Raw genomic sequence first — 15,292 nt, forward strand, 5'->3', positions numbered from 1 at the left:
CATGTAAAAATGCTAAAATTTTCAAAAGTACTAATATAGAAAGAGGAGGAGAATCGATTGAGAAAGATATGGGGGATTCTTTTTCTTTGCTTAACATTCATGTTAGTTGGATGTGGTAAAGAAGAAAAACCACAAGAAGCGTTTGATACATATGTAAAAGCGTGGAATAAACAAAAATTTGCAGATATGTATGATCAACTATCAAAAAATGCAAAAAAAGATATTTCAAAGAAAGAGTTTACTGAGAAATATGAAAAAATTTATTCTGGTATCGAAGTGAAAGACTTAAAGGTAGAAACAGGGGAAGTAAAAGAAGATAAAAAAGATGAAGGCCCTGTTCCTTTTAAAGTAAGCATGGATACAGTTGGTGGTAAAATTACATTTGGTCATGAAGCAAAAATGGTGAAAGAAAAAGATGGAGATAAAGAATCTTGGAAAATAGATTGGACTCCTGATTTTATTTTCCCAGGCATGACGAAAGATAGTAAAGTGCGTATGCAGACAACACAGCCAAAACGTGGTGAAATATACGATCGTAATGGAAAAGGTCTTGCAACGAATGGGAAAGCTTCTGAAATCGGATTGATTCCTGAAAAGTTAGGCGATGCTGCTCCGCAAACGAAAGAAACAGTAGCGAAGTTATTAAATATGTCTGTAGAAGAAATTGATCAAAAATTAGCTGCTAAATGGGTAAAACCAGGGTATCTCGTACCAATTGGAATTTTGCCTGAAGGGGCAACACAAAATACGTACATTGATTTACCAGGTGTTTCAACAAAACCTGTAAATGTTCGTACATATCCGTTAGGGGAAGCAGCAGCTCATCTGACTGGTTATATTGGAAAGGTAAATGCTGAAGATTTAAAAACGCTACAAAAGAAAGGCTATCAAGCTGATGACCCAGTTGGTAAAGCTGGTTTAGAGCAAGTATTAGAGGAAAAGCTACGCGGTAAAAAAGGTGGCCGTGTCTTTGTAGAAGATGCGCAAGGAAAAGAAATTAAAAACTTGGCAAAAACAGATGCTGTTGATGGAGAAAATGTAACTTTAACTATTGATAGTGTTGTTCAAGAAAAAACGTATAATGAAATGAAGGGCGAAGCTGGTTCAAGTGCAGCAATTAATCCGAAAAGTGGAGAAACAATTGCACTAGTAAGTAGTCCAGCATATGATCCTAATATAATTGCACGAGGGACATCGAAGGCACAACGCGAAGCTTGGAATAATGATCCGAAAAAACCAATGACAAATCGCTTTACACAATTGTCGGTACCAGGTTCTGTATTTAAACCTATTACAGCTGCAATTGGTCTTGAAACGAAAACAATTAATCCAAAAGAAGAGTTGAAAATTGAAGGATTAAAATGGACAAAAGATTCTTCTTGGGGTAATTACTATGTAACGCGTGTGAAAGATGCAAATCCGATTGATCTTGATAAGGCGATGAAATACTCGGATAATATTTACTTCGCACAAGAAGCTTTGAAAATCGGAAAAGACAAGTTTATGAGTGAAGCAAAAAAATTCGGATTCGATGAGAAACTACCAATTGAATATGGATTCCCTGCTTCTAAAATTGCAAATGACGGCATTAAAAATGATATTCAAATGGCAGATACGGGATATGGACAAGGACAAGTATTAATGACTCCTCTTCATTTAGCTTTAACGTATGCGCCAATTGTAAATGATGGAACGATTCCGTCACCGTATATTATTAAAACAGATAAACAACCAAAAGCTTGGAAAGAAAATGTAATTTCTAAAGGAAATCAGGATATATTAAAAACTGCAATGACGAAAGTAATTAATGATCCAGATGGTACAGGGAAAATTGCTAAAATTGATGGTATGACTCTTGCTGGAAAAACAGGTACAGCGGAATTAAAAGTATCAAAAGAGGCCGAAGGAAAAGAACTAGGTTGGTTCGCTGCATTTGATTTAAATTCGCCAGATATGGTCATTACAATGATGATTGAAGATGTAAAAGGTAGAGGCGGAAGTAATATTCCAGCTGAAAAAGTAAAACATGTATTTCAAAAATAATATGTAATAGAAGGCTATCTCTATAGGTTGTAGAGGTAGCCTTTTTATATGAAAGAGTTTGTAATATCTGTATACTAAATTTTAAGGAAACAAAGTAAATCATTAACTTACGAAAAAAAAGTAGCTATTTTTTATTGACATTGATTAAAACTTTTTATATTATACTTACATAAGGTAAGTTATTAACTTTTAAAAAACAAATCTTGAATTAAAGATAAAGAGAAAAAAGGGAGAGAATACAATGACAAAAGTACTATTTATTACAGCAAATCCAAATTCAGCAGAAGGTTCTTTCGGAATGGCAGTAGGGGAAGCTTTCATCGAAGCTTATAAAAACGAACATCCACAAGACGAAGTTGTAACAATTGATTTATTCAACACTACAGTACCAGCAATTGATGCAGATGTATTTGCTGCTTGGGGTAAATTTGCAGCAGGTGAAGGCTTTGAAGCTTTAACTGAAGTTCAACAACAAAAAGTAGCAGCAATGAACACAAACTTAGAAACATTTATGAATGCAGATCGTTATGTATTCGTAACTCCAATGTGGAACTTTAGCTATCCACCAGTAGTAAAAGCATACTTAGATAACGTAGCAATCGCAGGTAAAACATTCAAATATACTGAAAATGGTCCAGTCGGCTTATTAGAAGGTAAAAAAGCACTTCACATTCAAGCAACAGGTGGCGTATATTCTGAAGGAGCATACGCAGCTGTAGACTTCGGTCGTAATCACTTAAAGACTGTATTAGGATTTGTCGGTGTGAATGATACTGAATATATTGCAGTTGAAGGCATGAATGCAAACCCTGAAAAAGCACAAGAAATTAAAGAAGCAGCAATTGCTAATGCTCGTGAATTAGCAAAACGTTTCTAATATAGAATGCTTAAAAAGTCCGAACACTTGCTGTTTGGACTTTTTTTCTTCTTTTTCCTTCGTTTGTCTAGTATAATGAAGGTCGGAATGATAATAGGTGGGGGTTCTGTATGATTCAAACGTTTTTTAAAATCTTTTATTTAATTTTAATCGTAATTGCGATTACACCGAGAATGTGGCGTCTTAAAAGACAAGTAAATACGATGGCGCCAAAAGAAAAAGATAATGCTGTGTATAAAACGACAAATTGGTTTGGTAAGAAAATGGTACGTGTAGCTGGAGGGGCAGTAGAAGTGAAAGGACTTGAAAATGTTCCGAAAGACAAGCCAGTACTAGTTGTAAGTAATCACCAAAGTAATATGGATATCCCTGTTTTACTAGGTTACTTAAATAAACCAATTGGATTCGTTTCAAAAGCAGAGATTAAAAAGTTCCCAGTTGTACCAACTTGGATGGAACTTATGAATTGTGTATTTATGGATCGTAGCGATCGTCGTCAATCTCTTCAAGCGATTAAAGATGGAATTGAACTATTAAAGAATGGACATTCTATCGTAATTTTCCCTGAAGGAACGAGAAGTAAGGGTGGCGAAGTTGGAGAGTTTAAGGCTGGTAGTTTTCATCTGGCAGTAAAGTCAGGTGTAGCAATTTTACCTGTAACGTTAGATGGTACATATAAGATGTTTGAAGCGAATGGAAATCGTATGAAGCCAGCTCATGCAACAGTAACAATTTCTAAGCCGATTACACCTGAAGATTATGCGAATATGGATATTAAAGAATTAACGAAGCATACACAGGAAGTTATCGCATCACAATTACATAAGTAATAAAAAAGGATTCAGCTTATAGTAAGCTGAATCCTTTTTTATTATGCTGTAGGTAAGACATAAAAGAGTACACAGAAGAACATCATCGCACTACCACCTAAAACGAACAGGTGCCATATGGCATGGTTGAAAGGTAGCTTTTCCCAAAGGAAGAATATAGCTCCGACAGAATATAAAATTCCACCTGCTAAAAGTAGTGAAAAACCATGTCCAGTTAGATTTTCATAAAGTGGTTTAATGGCAACGATTATGAGCCAACCCATAATGATGTAACATAAAGTTGAAGCCTTTATAAAGCGACGTACAAAGAAAATTTTGAAGACGATACCTCCGATTGCTAGTGTCCATATTATAGCAAGCAACGTCCATCCTAATGGGCCACGAAGTGTAATAAGTAGAAAAGGAGTATACGTGCCAGCAATCAATAAGTAAATGGCTGAATGATCTAAAATAGTAAATATTTTTTCTACTTTAGGATGATGAATGCTATGTAGCAATGTTGAAAACAAGTACAGTAAGAACATGCTTACACCATAAACAGTAAATGCAACTACAGCTGATGCGGTACCGTGCTTAGAAGCATGAATAATCAATATGATTAAGGCAGGGATGCTTAAAATGGCACCGATACCATGTGTAATTGCATTTGCAATTTCTTCTTTTACAAATTGGGTCATTCGTGTCATTTTTTCAGTCATAATGCAAATCCTTTCTACTATCATAAAATAATATGTCATTTCCCTTACCATATCATACACAAGAGCAATAGAAAATGAAATTTGTATAATTGATTATATTTTTGAATTTTTTTGACAAAAGACAATGGATTTGTTGACGTTTTCAAACTTTTTTGACAAAATAAAATTATGTAATAGTAGGACAAGGAAACTACTAATAAAGGGGATGGGGAAATGTTTTCAAATATTGGCTTTCCAGGGTTAATTTTAATTTTAGTAGCAGTACTCATTTTATTTGGACCTAAAAAATTGCCGGAAATCGGGAAGGCTTTAGGGGAAACGTTAAAAGAGTTTAAAAAATCAACGAAAGAATTGACAGATGACGCATTTCAAGAAAAGGAAAAGAAAGAAAAAATGTAGTGTATTTTCCTTGTAATGGATAAATAAAGTGTGGTGAACGAGATGGAAAATCGGGAAATGAGCGTAGTAGAACATATTGTTGAGCTTCGAAAAAGAGTAATATATACGGTGTTATCCTTTGTACTATTTTTAATTATTGGATTTACTTTTACAAAGGATATTTATTTTTGGCTTGTAAAAGATTTACCAATGAAATTAACTGTTCTCGGTCCAAGTGATGTATTGTGGATTTTTTTCTCGATTGCTACAGTATTTGCTATCGTTTGTACAATTCCTTTTGCTGCTATACAAATTTGGTTATTTGTAAAACCGGGTTTACATCCAAATGAACAAAAGATGACAATAATGTATATACCGGTATTGTCTATATTATTTATTGCAGGTTTATGTTTTGGATACTTTATTGTAATGCCGTTTCTATTTCACTTTTTAACTACGATAGGTAATGACATGTTTAATACGATGTTTACGACAGAAAAGTATTTTCATTTTGTACTTAATTTAACAGTTCCATTTGCTGTGATTTTTGAATTGCCAGTCGTTGTAATGTTTTTAACTAGTATTGGAATACTTACGGCGGAATTTTTAATAAAAATAAGAAGGTATGCTTACGTAGCATTAATTATCATTGCATCTTGTATATCACCGCCAGACTTTTTATCTCATAGTTTAGTTGCAGTGCCGCTTATTTGTATTTATGAAGTAAGTATTGCGTTATCAAAGGTTGTTAGTAAGAGGAAAAAGAAAAGAGAAGAAATGCAGTCGAAAAGTGCCTCGTTATAAAGGCACTTTTTTATTTATTTGTTATACTATAGCTATAAACGTATACAATATATAGAAGAAAAAAATTATAGAATCTCCAAAATTTAGACAAACTTTGCGCTTTTATAAGCTTATACTAAATGTATTAAACAATTGATGGATAATGAGATTCCCGTCTCAGAGATATTTAGGACGGAAAGGTGAATTAGGTGGAGATGAATAGAGTATAAATCTTCTAGCCATAAGGACTACAGAAATCATATAAGTCTGATTTTACTCCACTTTAAACAACGTGTTACAGCGCAAAGTAGAGGAAGTTCAAAAATCCAATGAAAAAGAGGATTGATATTGTGATTACGAAAAGTTTTTATTTCACTCATTCAACAGGGGATTGCATTAAAATATTCGAAATCCCTGTCCTACAGGCACAGCATCCATTATCGTTTCTAATTCAGTCTCGTCTTCAATTATTTATTGCAAAAATTCAAAAACAAAAACACCCAAGATTTTCGTATTCTTTCCGTGAATATTTACAAAATTGTTTGAAGTGGAATGATTATTTAAATGTATATAAAACAAATACCCTTGAAAAAAATGCATGATACGAAGTACGGACAGGGTTAGTAAACTCTGTCTTTTTCATTTTAGATATGAAAATATAATTAATTTGATGAAATTTCGTTCCAAATTGTTGAAAGCAATGGGAATACTAGTATAATAACAAGGAGAGCGTATTGGAAAGGGAAGAAGTATAGTATGCAAAAAATTAAAATTGTAACAGATTCAACGGCAGATTTATCACAAGACGTAATCGAAAAGTATGACATTCATGTTTTACCATTATCAATCTCTGTAAATGGACAAACATATTTAGATCGCGTTGATTTACAACCTGACGAATTTATTGAAGAAATGATTAAATCAGAGGAATTACCAAAAACATCACAACCAGCTATGGGTACATTTGTAGAAATGTATGACAAGCTAGGGGAAGATGGAAGCGAAGTCCTTTCTATCCATATGACAAGTGGAATGAGCGGTACTGTAGCAACTGCAAATAGCGCTGCATCAATGACTGATACAAAAGTAACAGTTGTTGATTCTCAATTTATTACACATGCTTTAGCATATCAAGTAATTGAAGCTGCAAAAATGGCAAATGACGGACGCTCACTAGAAGAAATTTTAAAACGTGTAGATGAAGTAAGAAAGAATACTCGTTTATATGTAGTAGTGGATACATTAGAAAACTTAGTGAAGGGTGGACGTATCGGTAAAGGAAAAGCGTTTATCGGTTCTCTACTTAATATAAAGCCAATTGCTAGTCTTGAAGACGGTGTTTATAATCCTGTAACGAAAGTTCGTAGCCAAGGCCAAATTGTAAAAACATTAGCTAAGTTATTTGAGCAAGATACGGCTGGAAAAGTCGTAAAAGCTGTTGCAATTCCGCATGCGAAAGCAATTCCTTTAGCTGAAAGTATGAAAGCGGCGGTTGAAAAAGTAAGTGGATTTGCTCAATCAGAAATTTTCTATACAACGCCTATTATTAGTACTCATACAGGTCCGGGCGCAATCGGATTTATGTATTTAGCAGAGTAATAAAAAAGCTACTTGAAAATATATTTCAAGTAGCTTTTTTATGTAAATAGAAAGTAAGAAATAAGAAGAGCTACACAGGCACTACCGCTAATGATATAGCGAGTCTGTAAATATTCATTCATAGAAAACACCCTTTATCCCGCTATTTGTGGACAGTAAAACTCTCTACCTCAAGTTTAGCTGGAGCAAAGAGGTTAGGTAGCGGGCTGCCCGTAAAAGCTTGATTGGTGAAGGCAAATAATCAGTGGGGATGAAGAAAACCCACTAATTAAAGTTTCACTATAGGATTTTCTATATTATATGTTGGATATAGAAAATCAGTCATTACGTTACACATGTAAAGTTTCAATTTTTTCGTTTATTTGCTTATTATTTGTTGCGTTACTATAAATAAAAGTTTGACCTAAAAAGAGTACATGCAGTTGTTCCCACGGTAACATGCGCAAATTCCAATTATTTCGAAGTCTAGTTATTGCTTCACGAGGTGTTTCATCGGCGAGTGCAAAAGCTCCGTAATGCATTGGTATAAAATGCGTAGCATTTAAATCTAAATAAGCTTGCACGGCCTCTTCAGGTGAAACATGAGATACTTTCATAAACCATTCTGGTTCATAAGCGCCAATGGGCATAAGAGCAATATCAATTAAAAAGCGTTCACCAATTTCTTTGAAACCTTGGAAATAGCCACTGTCACCACAAAAATATATGGTTTCCATAGTCGTTTCATTATCAATAATCCATCCACCCCAGTGAGACGTATTCATATCAAATAAGAATCTTCTCGTCCAGTGCTGAGCGGGTACGAAGTGAAAAGAAACTTCGTTAATTATCGTACTTTCCCACCATTTATACTCTTCTACATGTTTAAATTTCTTACGAGTAAATAATTTTTTTAATCCAATAGGTACAAGATATAGAACATCATCATTCAACTGGCGAAGAGTTGAAAAATCTAAATGATCATAATGACCATGTGAAATAAGGACAATATCAATTTTAGGTAGTGCTTCTATAGAGAGTCCAGGTTCTGTAAGTCTTGGAACTAGCTTTAATTTATTAGCCCATACTGGATCTGTTAATATATTAAGTCCATTCGTTTGGATAAGAAAAGTGGAATGCCCAATCCATGTGATAGTCGTTTTTTCAACATTACTTTGCAAAAATGCACTTTGTTTAACGGGTGATTGTTCTACTAAGAAAGAAAAATCTTTTTTGTTTTGCTTTCGTTCTTTACGCCAGCGTAAAAAAGAGCGAATTGATTTTTTGGTACTAACATTATCCATATTTTCATAGCGCTTTGCCATGAACATCACCTCATTTAAAATCGTTGTATTTGTATTGTACCGAAATGTTGTTAAGGAATACAGTGTAAAACATGGATTAATGTTTAAGGAATTGTTAAAAAATAGGGAGAGGTATTTACAAAAGTAACAATAAAATTAGTTTTATCACTTTTATTTAGAGAAATAATAGTAAAAAAATATATTTTGTCTAGTAATTCGCTTGAAATAAAAAAGTAACATACGTAAATTCGTACGATTTCGTGAACAAATGTAGTAAACAATTTTCTCGTAGTGTTAACTTTTGTTATTATAAACATAACCTATTTAAATTTAGGATAGAGAAAAGAGGTTTATAAATGAAGCGTTATCAAAAAATAATTGGTCTTATGGTTGTATTTTGTCTCTTTGTACTTGCTGGATGTAGTGAATCAGGTTCAAAGCTTCGTAAACCATTAAATTGGGATTTAGAAACCTTCCAATTTACCAATCAAGATGGAAAGAAATTTGGTACAAAAGATTTAAAAGGGAAAGTTTGGGTTGCAGATTTTATGTTCACAAATTGTCAGACAGTTTGTCCACCAATGACTGCAAATATGGCCAAGCTTCAAAAGATGGCAAAAGAAGAGAAATTAGACGTTCAGTTTGTTTCATTTAGTGTAGATCCAGACCTTGATAAGCCAGAAAATCTGAAAGCTTTTATTCAAAAGTTTACAGAGGATACTAGTAACTGGAATTTATTAACGGGGTATTCGTTAGAAGATATTACAAAGTTTTCAAAAGATAATTTCCAATCACTTGTAGATAAGCCGGAGAACGGTCAGGTCATGCATGGTACATCATTTTATTTAATTGATCAAAACGGAAAAGTAATGAAAAAGTATAGTGGCATTAGTAATACGCCATACGAAGACATTATACGTGATATGAAGCGATTAGTGGGTTGAAAATAAGGGTGCATAGCACCCTTATTTTTTTGCATTAGTCTATCGATAAAATGTCATGTTGCTGGGGAAGTTTCGGCGCCCGAATTTCTAATACGCCGTTTTGATAAGAAGCTTTTGCCGCTTTTTTATTAATTGAATACGGCAATTTAATCAATCTTGATGCTTCTGAAATGGAACGTTCTCGGCGATAATAGTTATGGGATGTTTGTTCTTCTTCCTCTTCAAGTATCTCTTCTTTTACAGAGACTTTTAAGTATTCACTTTGTATTTCAATTTGGATTTGTTCTTTTTGTATACCTGGTAGTTCAGCTGTAACAACGAGTTCTTCACCAACTTCATATAAATCTACAGGGAATGTTAATAAACGGTTTCCTTTTTGGAAAAAATGATTTAAATCAGCGATTACATTGCGAAGAGGTGTTTGCTCGAAGAAATCATCAATTTGCTTTAAGTAATTACGAACCGGTGGGCGAGAAGAATCTTTTTTTTCTTCACTCATGGTATTCCCTCCTAGAAATCAATTTGCAATATCATATGACAAAAGCGGAGAAAGGTGAGTGCCTAGTTTTCATGTTTTCATAAAAAATTGTTAAAAATGTGAAATGGAGTGATTTTTTTATAGTTTTTGGTCGCCATATTCAGTTGATTATGCTAGTATAAATAGGGTTGATATAGTAGTATAGAGACAGAATGAAAACTGAAAGAGGGTAAGAAGTATGTGTGGTTTTGTAGGATGTTTATGTGAAAACCCTAGAGAGTTTTCAGAAACAGAAAAACATCAATTTGAAAATATGAACACGATGATTTTCCACCGTGGTCCAGATGACGAAGGATATTTTCGTGATGAACATGTACAATTTGGCTTCCGCCGTTTAAGCATCATTGACTTAGAGGCAGGACATCAGCCGCTAACTTATGAAAATGATCGATATGTAATTATTTTTAATGGTGAAATTTACAACTATGTAGAATTACGTGAAATGTTACTTGAAAAAGGTGCAACGTTTGCAACGCAATCTGATACAGAAGTTATCATTGCATTGTATGCACATATGAAAGAAAAATGTGTAGATTACCTTCGTGGTATGTTTGCATTTATGATTTGGGATCGTGAAGAAAAGAAACTTTTCGGTGCACGTGATCACTTCGGTATTAAACCTTTATACATCGCACAACAAGGTGATACTACATTCTTCGCATCTGAGAAGAAAAGTATTATGCATGTGATGGAAGATAAAGGCGTTAATCCAACGTCACTACAACATTACTTTACGTACCAATATGGTCCAGAGCCAGAAACTTTAACAATTGATGTTAATAAAATCGAGCCTGGTCATTATTTCGTAAAAGAAATCGGTAAAGAGATGGAAATCCATCGCTACTGGAAACCTTATTTCAACGCTTCAAGTGCAACGAAAGAGGAGCATATCCAAGCAATTCGTGATGTGTTATATGATTCAGTAAAAGTGCATATGCGTAGTGATGTACCAGTAGGTTCATTCTTATCTGGTGGTATCGATTCATCTATCATCGCTTCTATCGCAAGAGAAATGAATCCAAATCTTTTAACATTCTCTGTTGGTTTTGAGCAACGTGGTTTCAGTGAAGTTGATGTTGCGAAAGAAACTGCTGAGAAATTAGGCGTTAAAAACCATAACGTATTCATTTCAGCGAAAGAATTTATGGATGAGTTCCCAAAAATCATTTGGCATATGGATGATCCTTTAGCTGATCCAGCAGCTGTACCATTGTACTTCGTTGCGAAAGAAGCACGTAAACATGTAACAGTTGTTCTTTCTGGTGAAGGCGCAGACGAGCTATTTGGTGGTTATAACATTTACCGTGAGCCAAACTCACTAAAAATGTTCTCTTACATCCCTAGTCCAGGTAAGAGCGTTCTAAAAGCATTAAGTGGTGCTCTTAAAGAAGGATTTAAAGGTAAGAGCTTCCTAGAGCGTGGATGTACACCAATTGAAGAGCGTTACTATGGAAATGCTAAAATCTTCCGTGAAGAAGAAAAAGCTGAATTAATGAAGTATTACAATGAAAGTGTTAACTATATGGATATCACGAAACCATTGTATAACGAGATTAAAGATTATGATGATGTAAGTAAAATGCAGTACATTGACATGTTCACATGGTTACGCGGTGACATTTTATTAAAAGCTGATAAAATGACAATGGCAAACTCATTAGAACTTCGTGTACCGTTCTTAGATAAAGAAGTATTCGATGTTGCATCTAAAATTCCAACTGAATTTAAGATTGCTAACGGAACTACGAAAGCTATTTTACGTGAAGCAGCACGCGGAATCGTTCCAGATCACGTATTAGATCGTAAAAAACTTGGATTCCCAGTACCAATTCGTCACTGGTTAAAAGACGAAATGCATGATTGGGCTATAAATATTATAAACGAAAGTAAGACAGAGCATTTAATCGACAAACAGTATGTATTAAACTTACTGGAAGCACATTGTGCAGATAAAGGCGATTATAGCCGTAAAATTTGGACTGTACTTGCGTTTATGGTATGGCACCAAATTTATGTTGAGCATAAATACGATACGAATAAGTTCCATGAAGAAACAAAACGTGCGTATAGCTTAGTTTAATTAGAAAAACCTTAAGATCGCATACGGTCTTAAGGTTTTTTTCATAAATAGGAAGTATTATTGATACAATAATAGTAAAAGGATGGACAACATATGATTACGTTTGAGAAAGTTACTGTAGAAAATGAAAGCGTTGTTAAAGAAATGTTTAAATCGCATAGTTTAGGTGAGAAAAAGGTACAGTACTGTGTGAAAGTTGATGATACATATATTGGTGTAATAGATTATAGTGTACAAGAGGAACGGGCTGTTTTATCACAGCTAATTATTCATTTTGATTACCAAGGTTACGGTTATGGTACAAATACGTATTTTACATTTGAAGAAATGATGAAACAAAGAAATGTGAAAGAAATAAAAGTGCTACAAGAGAAATTAACAGAAAAGGCGAAGTCTTTCATAGAGAGTTTTGGTTTTACTTCAGAAGATGAAGAGTATGTAAAGAAAATATAACGATGATTATTTATGCGATACAATAAATATAAGGCAGGTGGATGTATGACGATGACTTCTGGTCTTGTATTAATTGGAGGGTGCTTTATAGTAGCAGAATTATGTCATACAATCATTCGGAAAAGAATGATTAAGAAAAAAAAGCCGTATGAATTACAATACGTCCCTGTCTTTTTCATTATGTTTTGTATGCTTAGTACATTACAAAATCTAATAAACTTTCCACCACTTGTAAATGTTTTTTTAAAGTTCGGTTTACTTTATAGTGGTGTTGGAATAGCACTTTTATTTATTTTATTTTGCATACGTTATGTTCACTATCAATCGTATATATTTATTTTAAATTGGTTAAAGCAAGATGATAGAAACCGCCTTACATAAGGCGGTTTTTTTATTTGCAATTGTAACAGAATTTGTACATTTCACATAAAATAGGACGAGTAGAAATGCAAACATATTACAAGAAAGGGGCGGGGCAATAAAATGAAACTTGTTATAGACGCAGGGCATGGTGGATATGATTCTGGTGCTGTTGGTAATGGTTTAGTAGAAAAAAACTTAACACTTCAAATTGCTAGACGCGTTCGAGACATTTTAACGGTAAATTACCCAATTACAATTAAAATGACACGTGATAGTGATGTGTTTATTTCTTTATCTGAACGTGCTAATATTGCTAATGCTTTCAGTGCGGATTATTTTATTTCATTTCATATTAATAGCGGCGGGGGTACAGGTTTTGAAAGTTATATTTATAATGCGTTATCCAATAGCAGCACTGCATATGCAAAGCAACAAAAAATGCATACAGCTGTCAATCCTGTATTAACAAAATATGGTCTTCGTGATCGAGGAGCAAAAAAAGAAAATTATGCGGTATTAAGAGAAACCGCAATGGATGCAATTTTAACTGAGACTGCTTTTATTGATACAGCTTTTGATGCAAATTTATTAAAAAATCCACAATTTATTGAAGATCTAAGTCAAGCGTATGCAAATGGAATAGCAGCTATTTTTGGAGTAACTCCAAATCCACAACCTCCTAACCCACAACCGACACCTCAAACGAAGGGAGTCGCTTATGTTCTTGGGAAAAATGTAAATTTAAGAAATGGTCCATCAACTTCTTCCTCAGTTATTCGTCAATTAAATTCTCCAGAATCTTACGTTGTATATCAAGAAAGTAATGGATGGCTAGATTTGGGGAATGGACAATGGGTGTATAATGATCCTTCTTACATTAATTTTGTAAAGACAAGCAATAGTGATGGAAGCCCGATTGGGGTTGCATATATACAAGGGATGAATGTAAATTTAAGAAGTGGTCCATCAACTACATCTGCAGTTATCCGCCAATTAAATTCTCCAGAATCTTATTTAGTATATATAAATGAAAATGGTTGGTTAAACCTTGGGGGAAATCAGTGGGTATATAATGACTCAGCGTATATTAAGTATACTCAATATTAGGAATTGAAATGATAGTGCAATATGGATGCGTATCCTTGTTATGTATAACAAGGGTACGCATTTTAATAACAACATTTTTTTCATACTTATGCACTATGTTTTAAAAAGAAACATTAGAAAAGCGGATAGAATCTAAATAGTATATATTAAAAAAGTTTTCTGATATACATTGACAATGTATGTAAGATACATTAATCTTTAAATGTTAATGATAATCGATTTCATCTAGGGAGGACATATGATACATACTAAAAAACTAATTATGTTCTGCATTATGATACTCATGGTTGTAATTGCAGGATGTAGTAAAGAAGAGAAAAAAGAAAATAATATATCAGCGAAAGCAAAAGATTCATATACGGTAAAGCATGCAATGGGTGAAACGACAGTAAATGGTACACCTAAAAAAGTTGTTGTTTTAACAAATGAAGGCGCAGAGGCTCTCCTAGCTGTGGGCGTAACGCCAGTGGGGACTACGAAACCACGTGCTGGTGATGAATGGTATCCTCATTTAGCGAAAGAGTTAAAAAACACGGAAGTTGTAGGAACTGAACGTGATATTAATTTAGAGGCTGTAATGAAGCTTAAGCCAGATTTAATTATCGGAAATAAAATGCGTCATGAAAAAATATATGATCAGCTAAAAGAAATCGCACCAACTGTTTATGCAGAAACATTACGCGGTGATTGGAAAGAAAACTTTACACTTTATACAAAAGCTGTAAATAAAGAAAAAGAAGGGCAAAAAGCTCTTGATGATTATAAAAAACGCATTGAAGGAATGAAAGAGAAGTTAGGCGATAAATTGAATTCTAAAGTTTCTATTATTCGTTTCGTGCCAGGTGATGTTCGTATTTATCAAAAAAACTCATTCTCGGGCGTTGTTTTAAATGATATTGGATTTAAACGACCACCATTACAAGATAAAGATGATTTTGCGATAAAAGGAATTACAAAAGAGCAGATTCCAAATATGGACGGAGACTACTTATTCTATTTCACGTCTGATAAAGATGCAGATAAGAATAATGAAGGAAATTCGTTAGCGAAGGAATGGACAGAAGATCCACTCTTTAAGCAACTACAGGCTTCTAAAAATAATAAAGTATTCCAAGTGGATGAGGTAATCTGGAATACAGCAGGCGGTATTAAAGCTGCGAACCTTATGTTAGATGATATTGAAAAATATTTCCTTAAATAAATGATAAAATACATCACTTTTACGAAGTGATGTATTTTTAGTTTGCGAAAATACAGAAAATTCCTTCTTTCAGGGTGTCATAAGTTGTACAATAAAATCAATCATGTGAAAAAGG

At 33.8% G+C, this 15,292-nt stretch carries 16 protein-coding genes; 13 read left to right on the top strand and 3 right to left on the bottom strand.

The genetic code is table 11. The annotated features are described in order from the left end of the window. Window positions 1-57 precede the first annotated feature (57 nt). The 3 genes from pbpC to M1D73_RS10940 all read left to right on the top strand — a co-directional run bounded on the left by pbpC (window position 58) and on the right by M1D73_RS10940 (window position 3,750). Complete coding sequence (gene pbpC / locus M1D73_RS10930) at window positions 58-2,043, top strand: penicillin-binding protein 3 (RefSeq protein ID WP_001227241.1); 1,986 nt, start codon at window positions 58-60, stop codon at window positions 2,041-2,043. A 241-nt stretch (window positions 2,044-2,284) separates the two neighbouring features. Next, entirely contained in the window at window positions 2,285-2,920 is a 636-nt protein-coding gene (locus tag M1D73_RS10935; protein ID WP_000170025.1) for an FMN-dependent NADH-azoreductase, read from the top strand. 110 nt (window positions 2,921-3,030) lie between these two features. Beyond that, window positions 3,031-3,750: a lysophospholipid acyltransferase family protein gene (locus M1D73_RS10940; RefSeq protein ID WP_000616577.1), complete on the top strand. Its 720-nt coding sequence runs from the start codon at window positions 3,031-3,033 to the stop codon at window positions 3,748-3,750. Between the two features lie 41 nt (window positions 3,751-3,791). Here the strand turns inward: M1D73_RS10940 and trhA are convergent, their stop codons facing one another. Continuing rightward, window positions 3,792-4,448, bottom strand: coding sequence for a PAQR family membrane homeostasis protein TrhA (gene trhA, locus M1D73_RS10945; protein ID WP_000136889.1), 657 nt, complete (start codon window positions 4,446-4,448; stop codon window positions 3,792-3,794). Between the two features lie 213 nt (window positions 4,449-4,661). Here trhA and M1D73_RS10950 point away from each other — a divergent pair, with 213 nt between their 5' ends. From M1D73_RS10950 to M1D73_RS10965, 4 genes are all read left to right on the top strand, one after another. Then, window positions 4,662-4,847, top strand: a complete 186-nt coding sequence (locus M1D73_RS10950) for a twin-arginine translocase TatA/TatE family subunit (RefSeq protein WP_000492443.1) — start codon at window positions 4,662-4,664, stop codon at window positions 4,845-4,847. 42 nt (window positions 4,848-4,889) lie between these two features. Then, the gene (gene tatC / locus M1D73_RS10955; protein WP_481158019.1) at window positions 4,890-5,630 is read left to right on the top strand and encodes a twin-arginine translocase subunit TatC; all 741 of its coding nucleotides are present in this window, start codon (window positions 4,890-4,892) and stop codon (window positions 5,628-5,630) included. A gap of 329 nt (window positions 5,631-5,959) precedes the next feature. Next, window positions 5,960-6,211 carry a DUF2535 family protein gene (locus M1D73_RS10960; RefSeq protein WP_000629012.1) on the top strand — a complete coding sequence of 84 codons (252 nt, stop codon included), beginning with the start codon at window positions 5,960-5,962 and terminating at the stop codon, window positions 6,209-6,211. Between the two features lie 154 nt (window positions 6,212-6,365). Then, the gene (locus M1D73_RS10965) at window positions 6,366-7,208 is read left to right on the top strand and encodes a DegV family protein (RefSeq protein ID WP_001169470.1); all 843 of its coding nucleotides are present in this window, start codon (window positions 6,366-6,368) and stop codon (window positions 7,206-7,208) included. A 329-nt stretch (window positions 7,209-7,537) separates the two neighbouring features. Here M1D73_RS10965 and M1D73_RS10970 read toward each other — a convergent pair whose 3' ends face one another. Continuing rightward, on the bottom strand, window positions 7,538-8,512 hold the full coding sequence (locus tag M1D73_RS10970; RefSeq protein ID WP_001129630.1) for an MBL fold metallo-hydrolase: 975 nt from the start codon (window positions 8,510-8,512) through the stop codon (window positions 7,538-7,540). A 335-nt stretch (window positions 8,513-8,847) separates the two neighbouring features. Between M1D73_RS10970 and M1D73_RS10975 the strand changes: the two genes are divergently transcribed. Next, entirely contained in the window at window positions 8,848-9,435 is a 588-nt protein-coding gene (locus tag M1D73_RS10975; RefSeq protein ID WP_000833331.1) for an SCO family protein, read from the top strand. Between the two features lie 34 nt (window positions 9,436-9,469). Here M1D73_RS10975 and M1D73_RS10980 read toward each other — a convergent pair whose 3' ends face one another. After that, window positions 9,470-9,934 (bottom strand): Hsp20/alpha crystallin family protein, encoded by a 465-nt coding sequence (locus tag M1D73_RS10980; RefSeq protein ID WP_001288085.1) that lies wholly within the window; start codon window positions 9,932-9,934, stop codon window positions 9,470-9,472. A 217-nt stretch (window positions 9,935-10,151) separates the two neighbouring features. Between M1D73_RS10980 and asnB the strand changes: the two genes are divergently transcribed. The 5 genes from asnB (at window position 10,152) to M1D73_RS11005 (ending at window position 15,177) form a co-directional block, all read left to right on the top strand. After that, window positions 10,152-12,053: an asparagine synthase (glutamine-hydrolyzing) gene (asnB, locus tag M1D73_RS10985; RefSeq protein WP_000333816.1), complete on the top strand. Its 1,902-nt coding sequence runs from the start codon at window positions 10,152-10,154 to the stop codon at window positions 12,051-12,053. Window positions 12,054-12,146: 93 nt separating this feature from the next. Further along, a complete protein-coding gene (locus M1D73_RS10990) occupies window positions 12,147-12,506 on the top strand; it encodes a GNAT family N-acetyltransferase (RefSeq protein WP_000627523.1) in 360 nt (119 codons plus the stop codon). A 51-nt stretch (window positions 12,507-12,557) separates the two neighbouring features. Further along, window positions 12,558-12,887: a hypothetical protein gene (locus M1D73_RS10995; RefSeq protein WP_121868329.1), complete on the top strand. Its 330-nt coding sequence runs from the start codon at window positions 12,558-12,560 to the stop codon at window positions 12,885-12,887. 102 nt (window positions 12,888-12,989) lie between these two features. Beyond that, entirely contained in the window at window positions 12,990-13,976 is a 987-nt protein-coding gene (locus M1D73_RS11000; RefSeq protein ID WP_121868328.1) for an N-acetylmuramoyl-L-alanine amidase, read from the top strand. Between the two features lie 238 nt (window positions 13,977-14,214). Then, complete coding sequence (locus M1D73_RS11005; protein ID WP_000581989.1) at window positions 14,215-15,177, top strand: ABC transporter substrate-binding protein; 963 nt, start codon at window positions 14,215-14,217, stop codon at window positions 15,175-15,177. Window positions 15,178-15,292 lie beyond the last annotated feature (115 nt).

Source organism: Bacillus sp. PK3-067 (genome assembly GCF_056738645.1).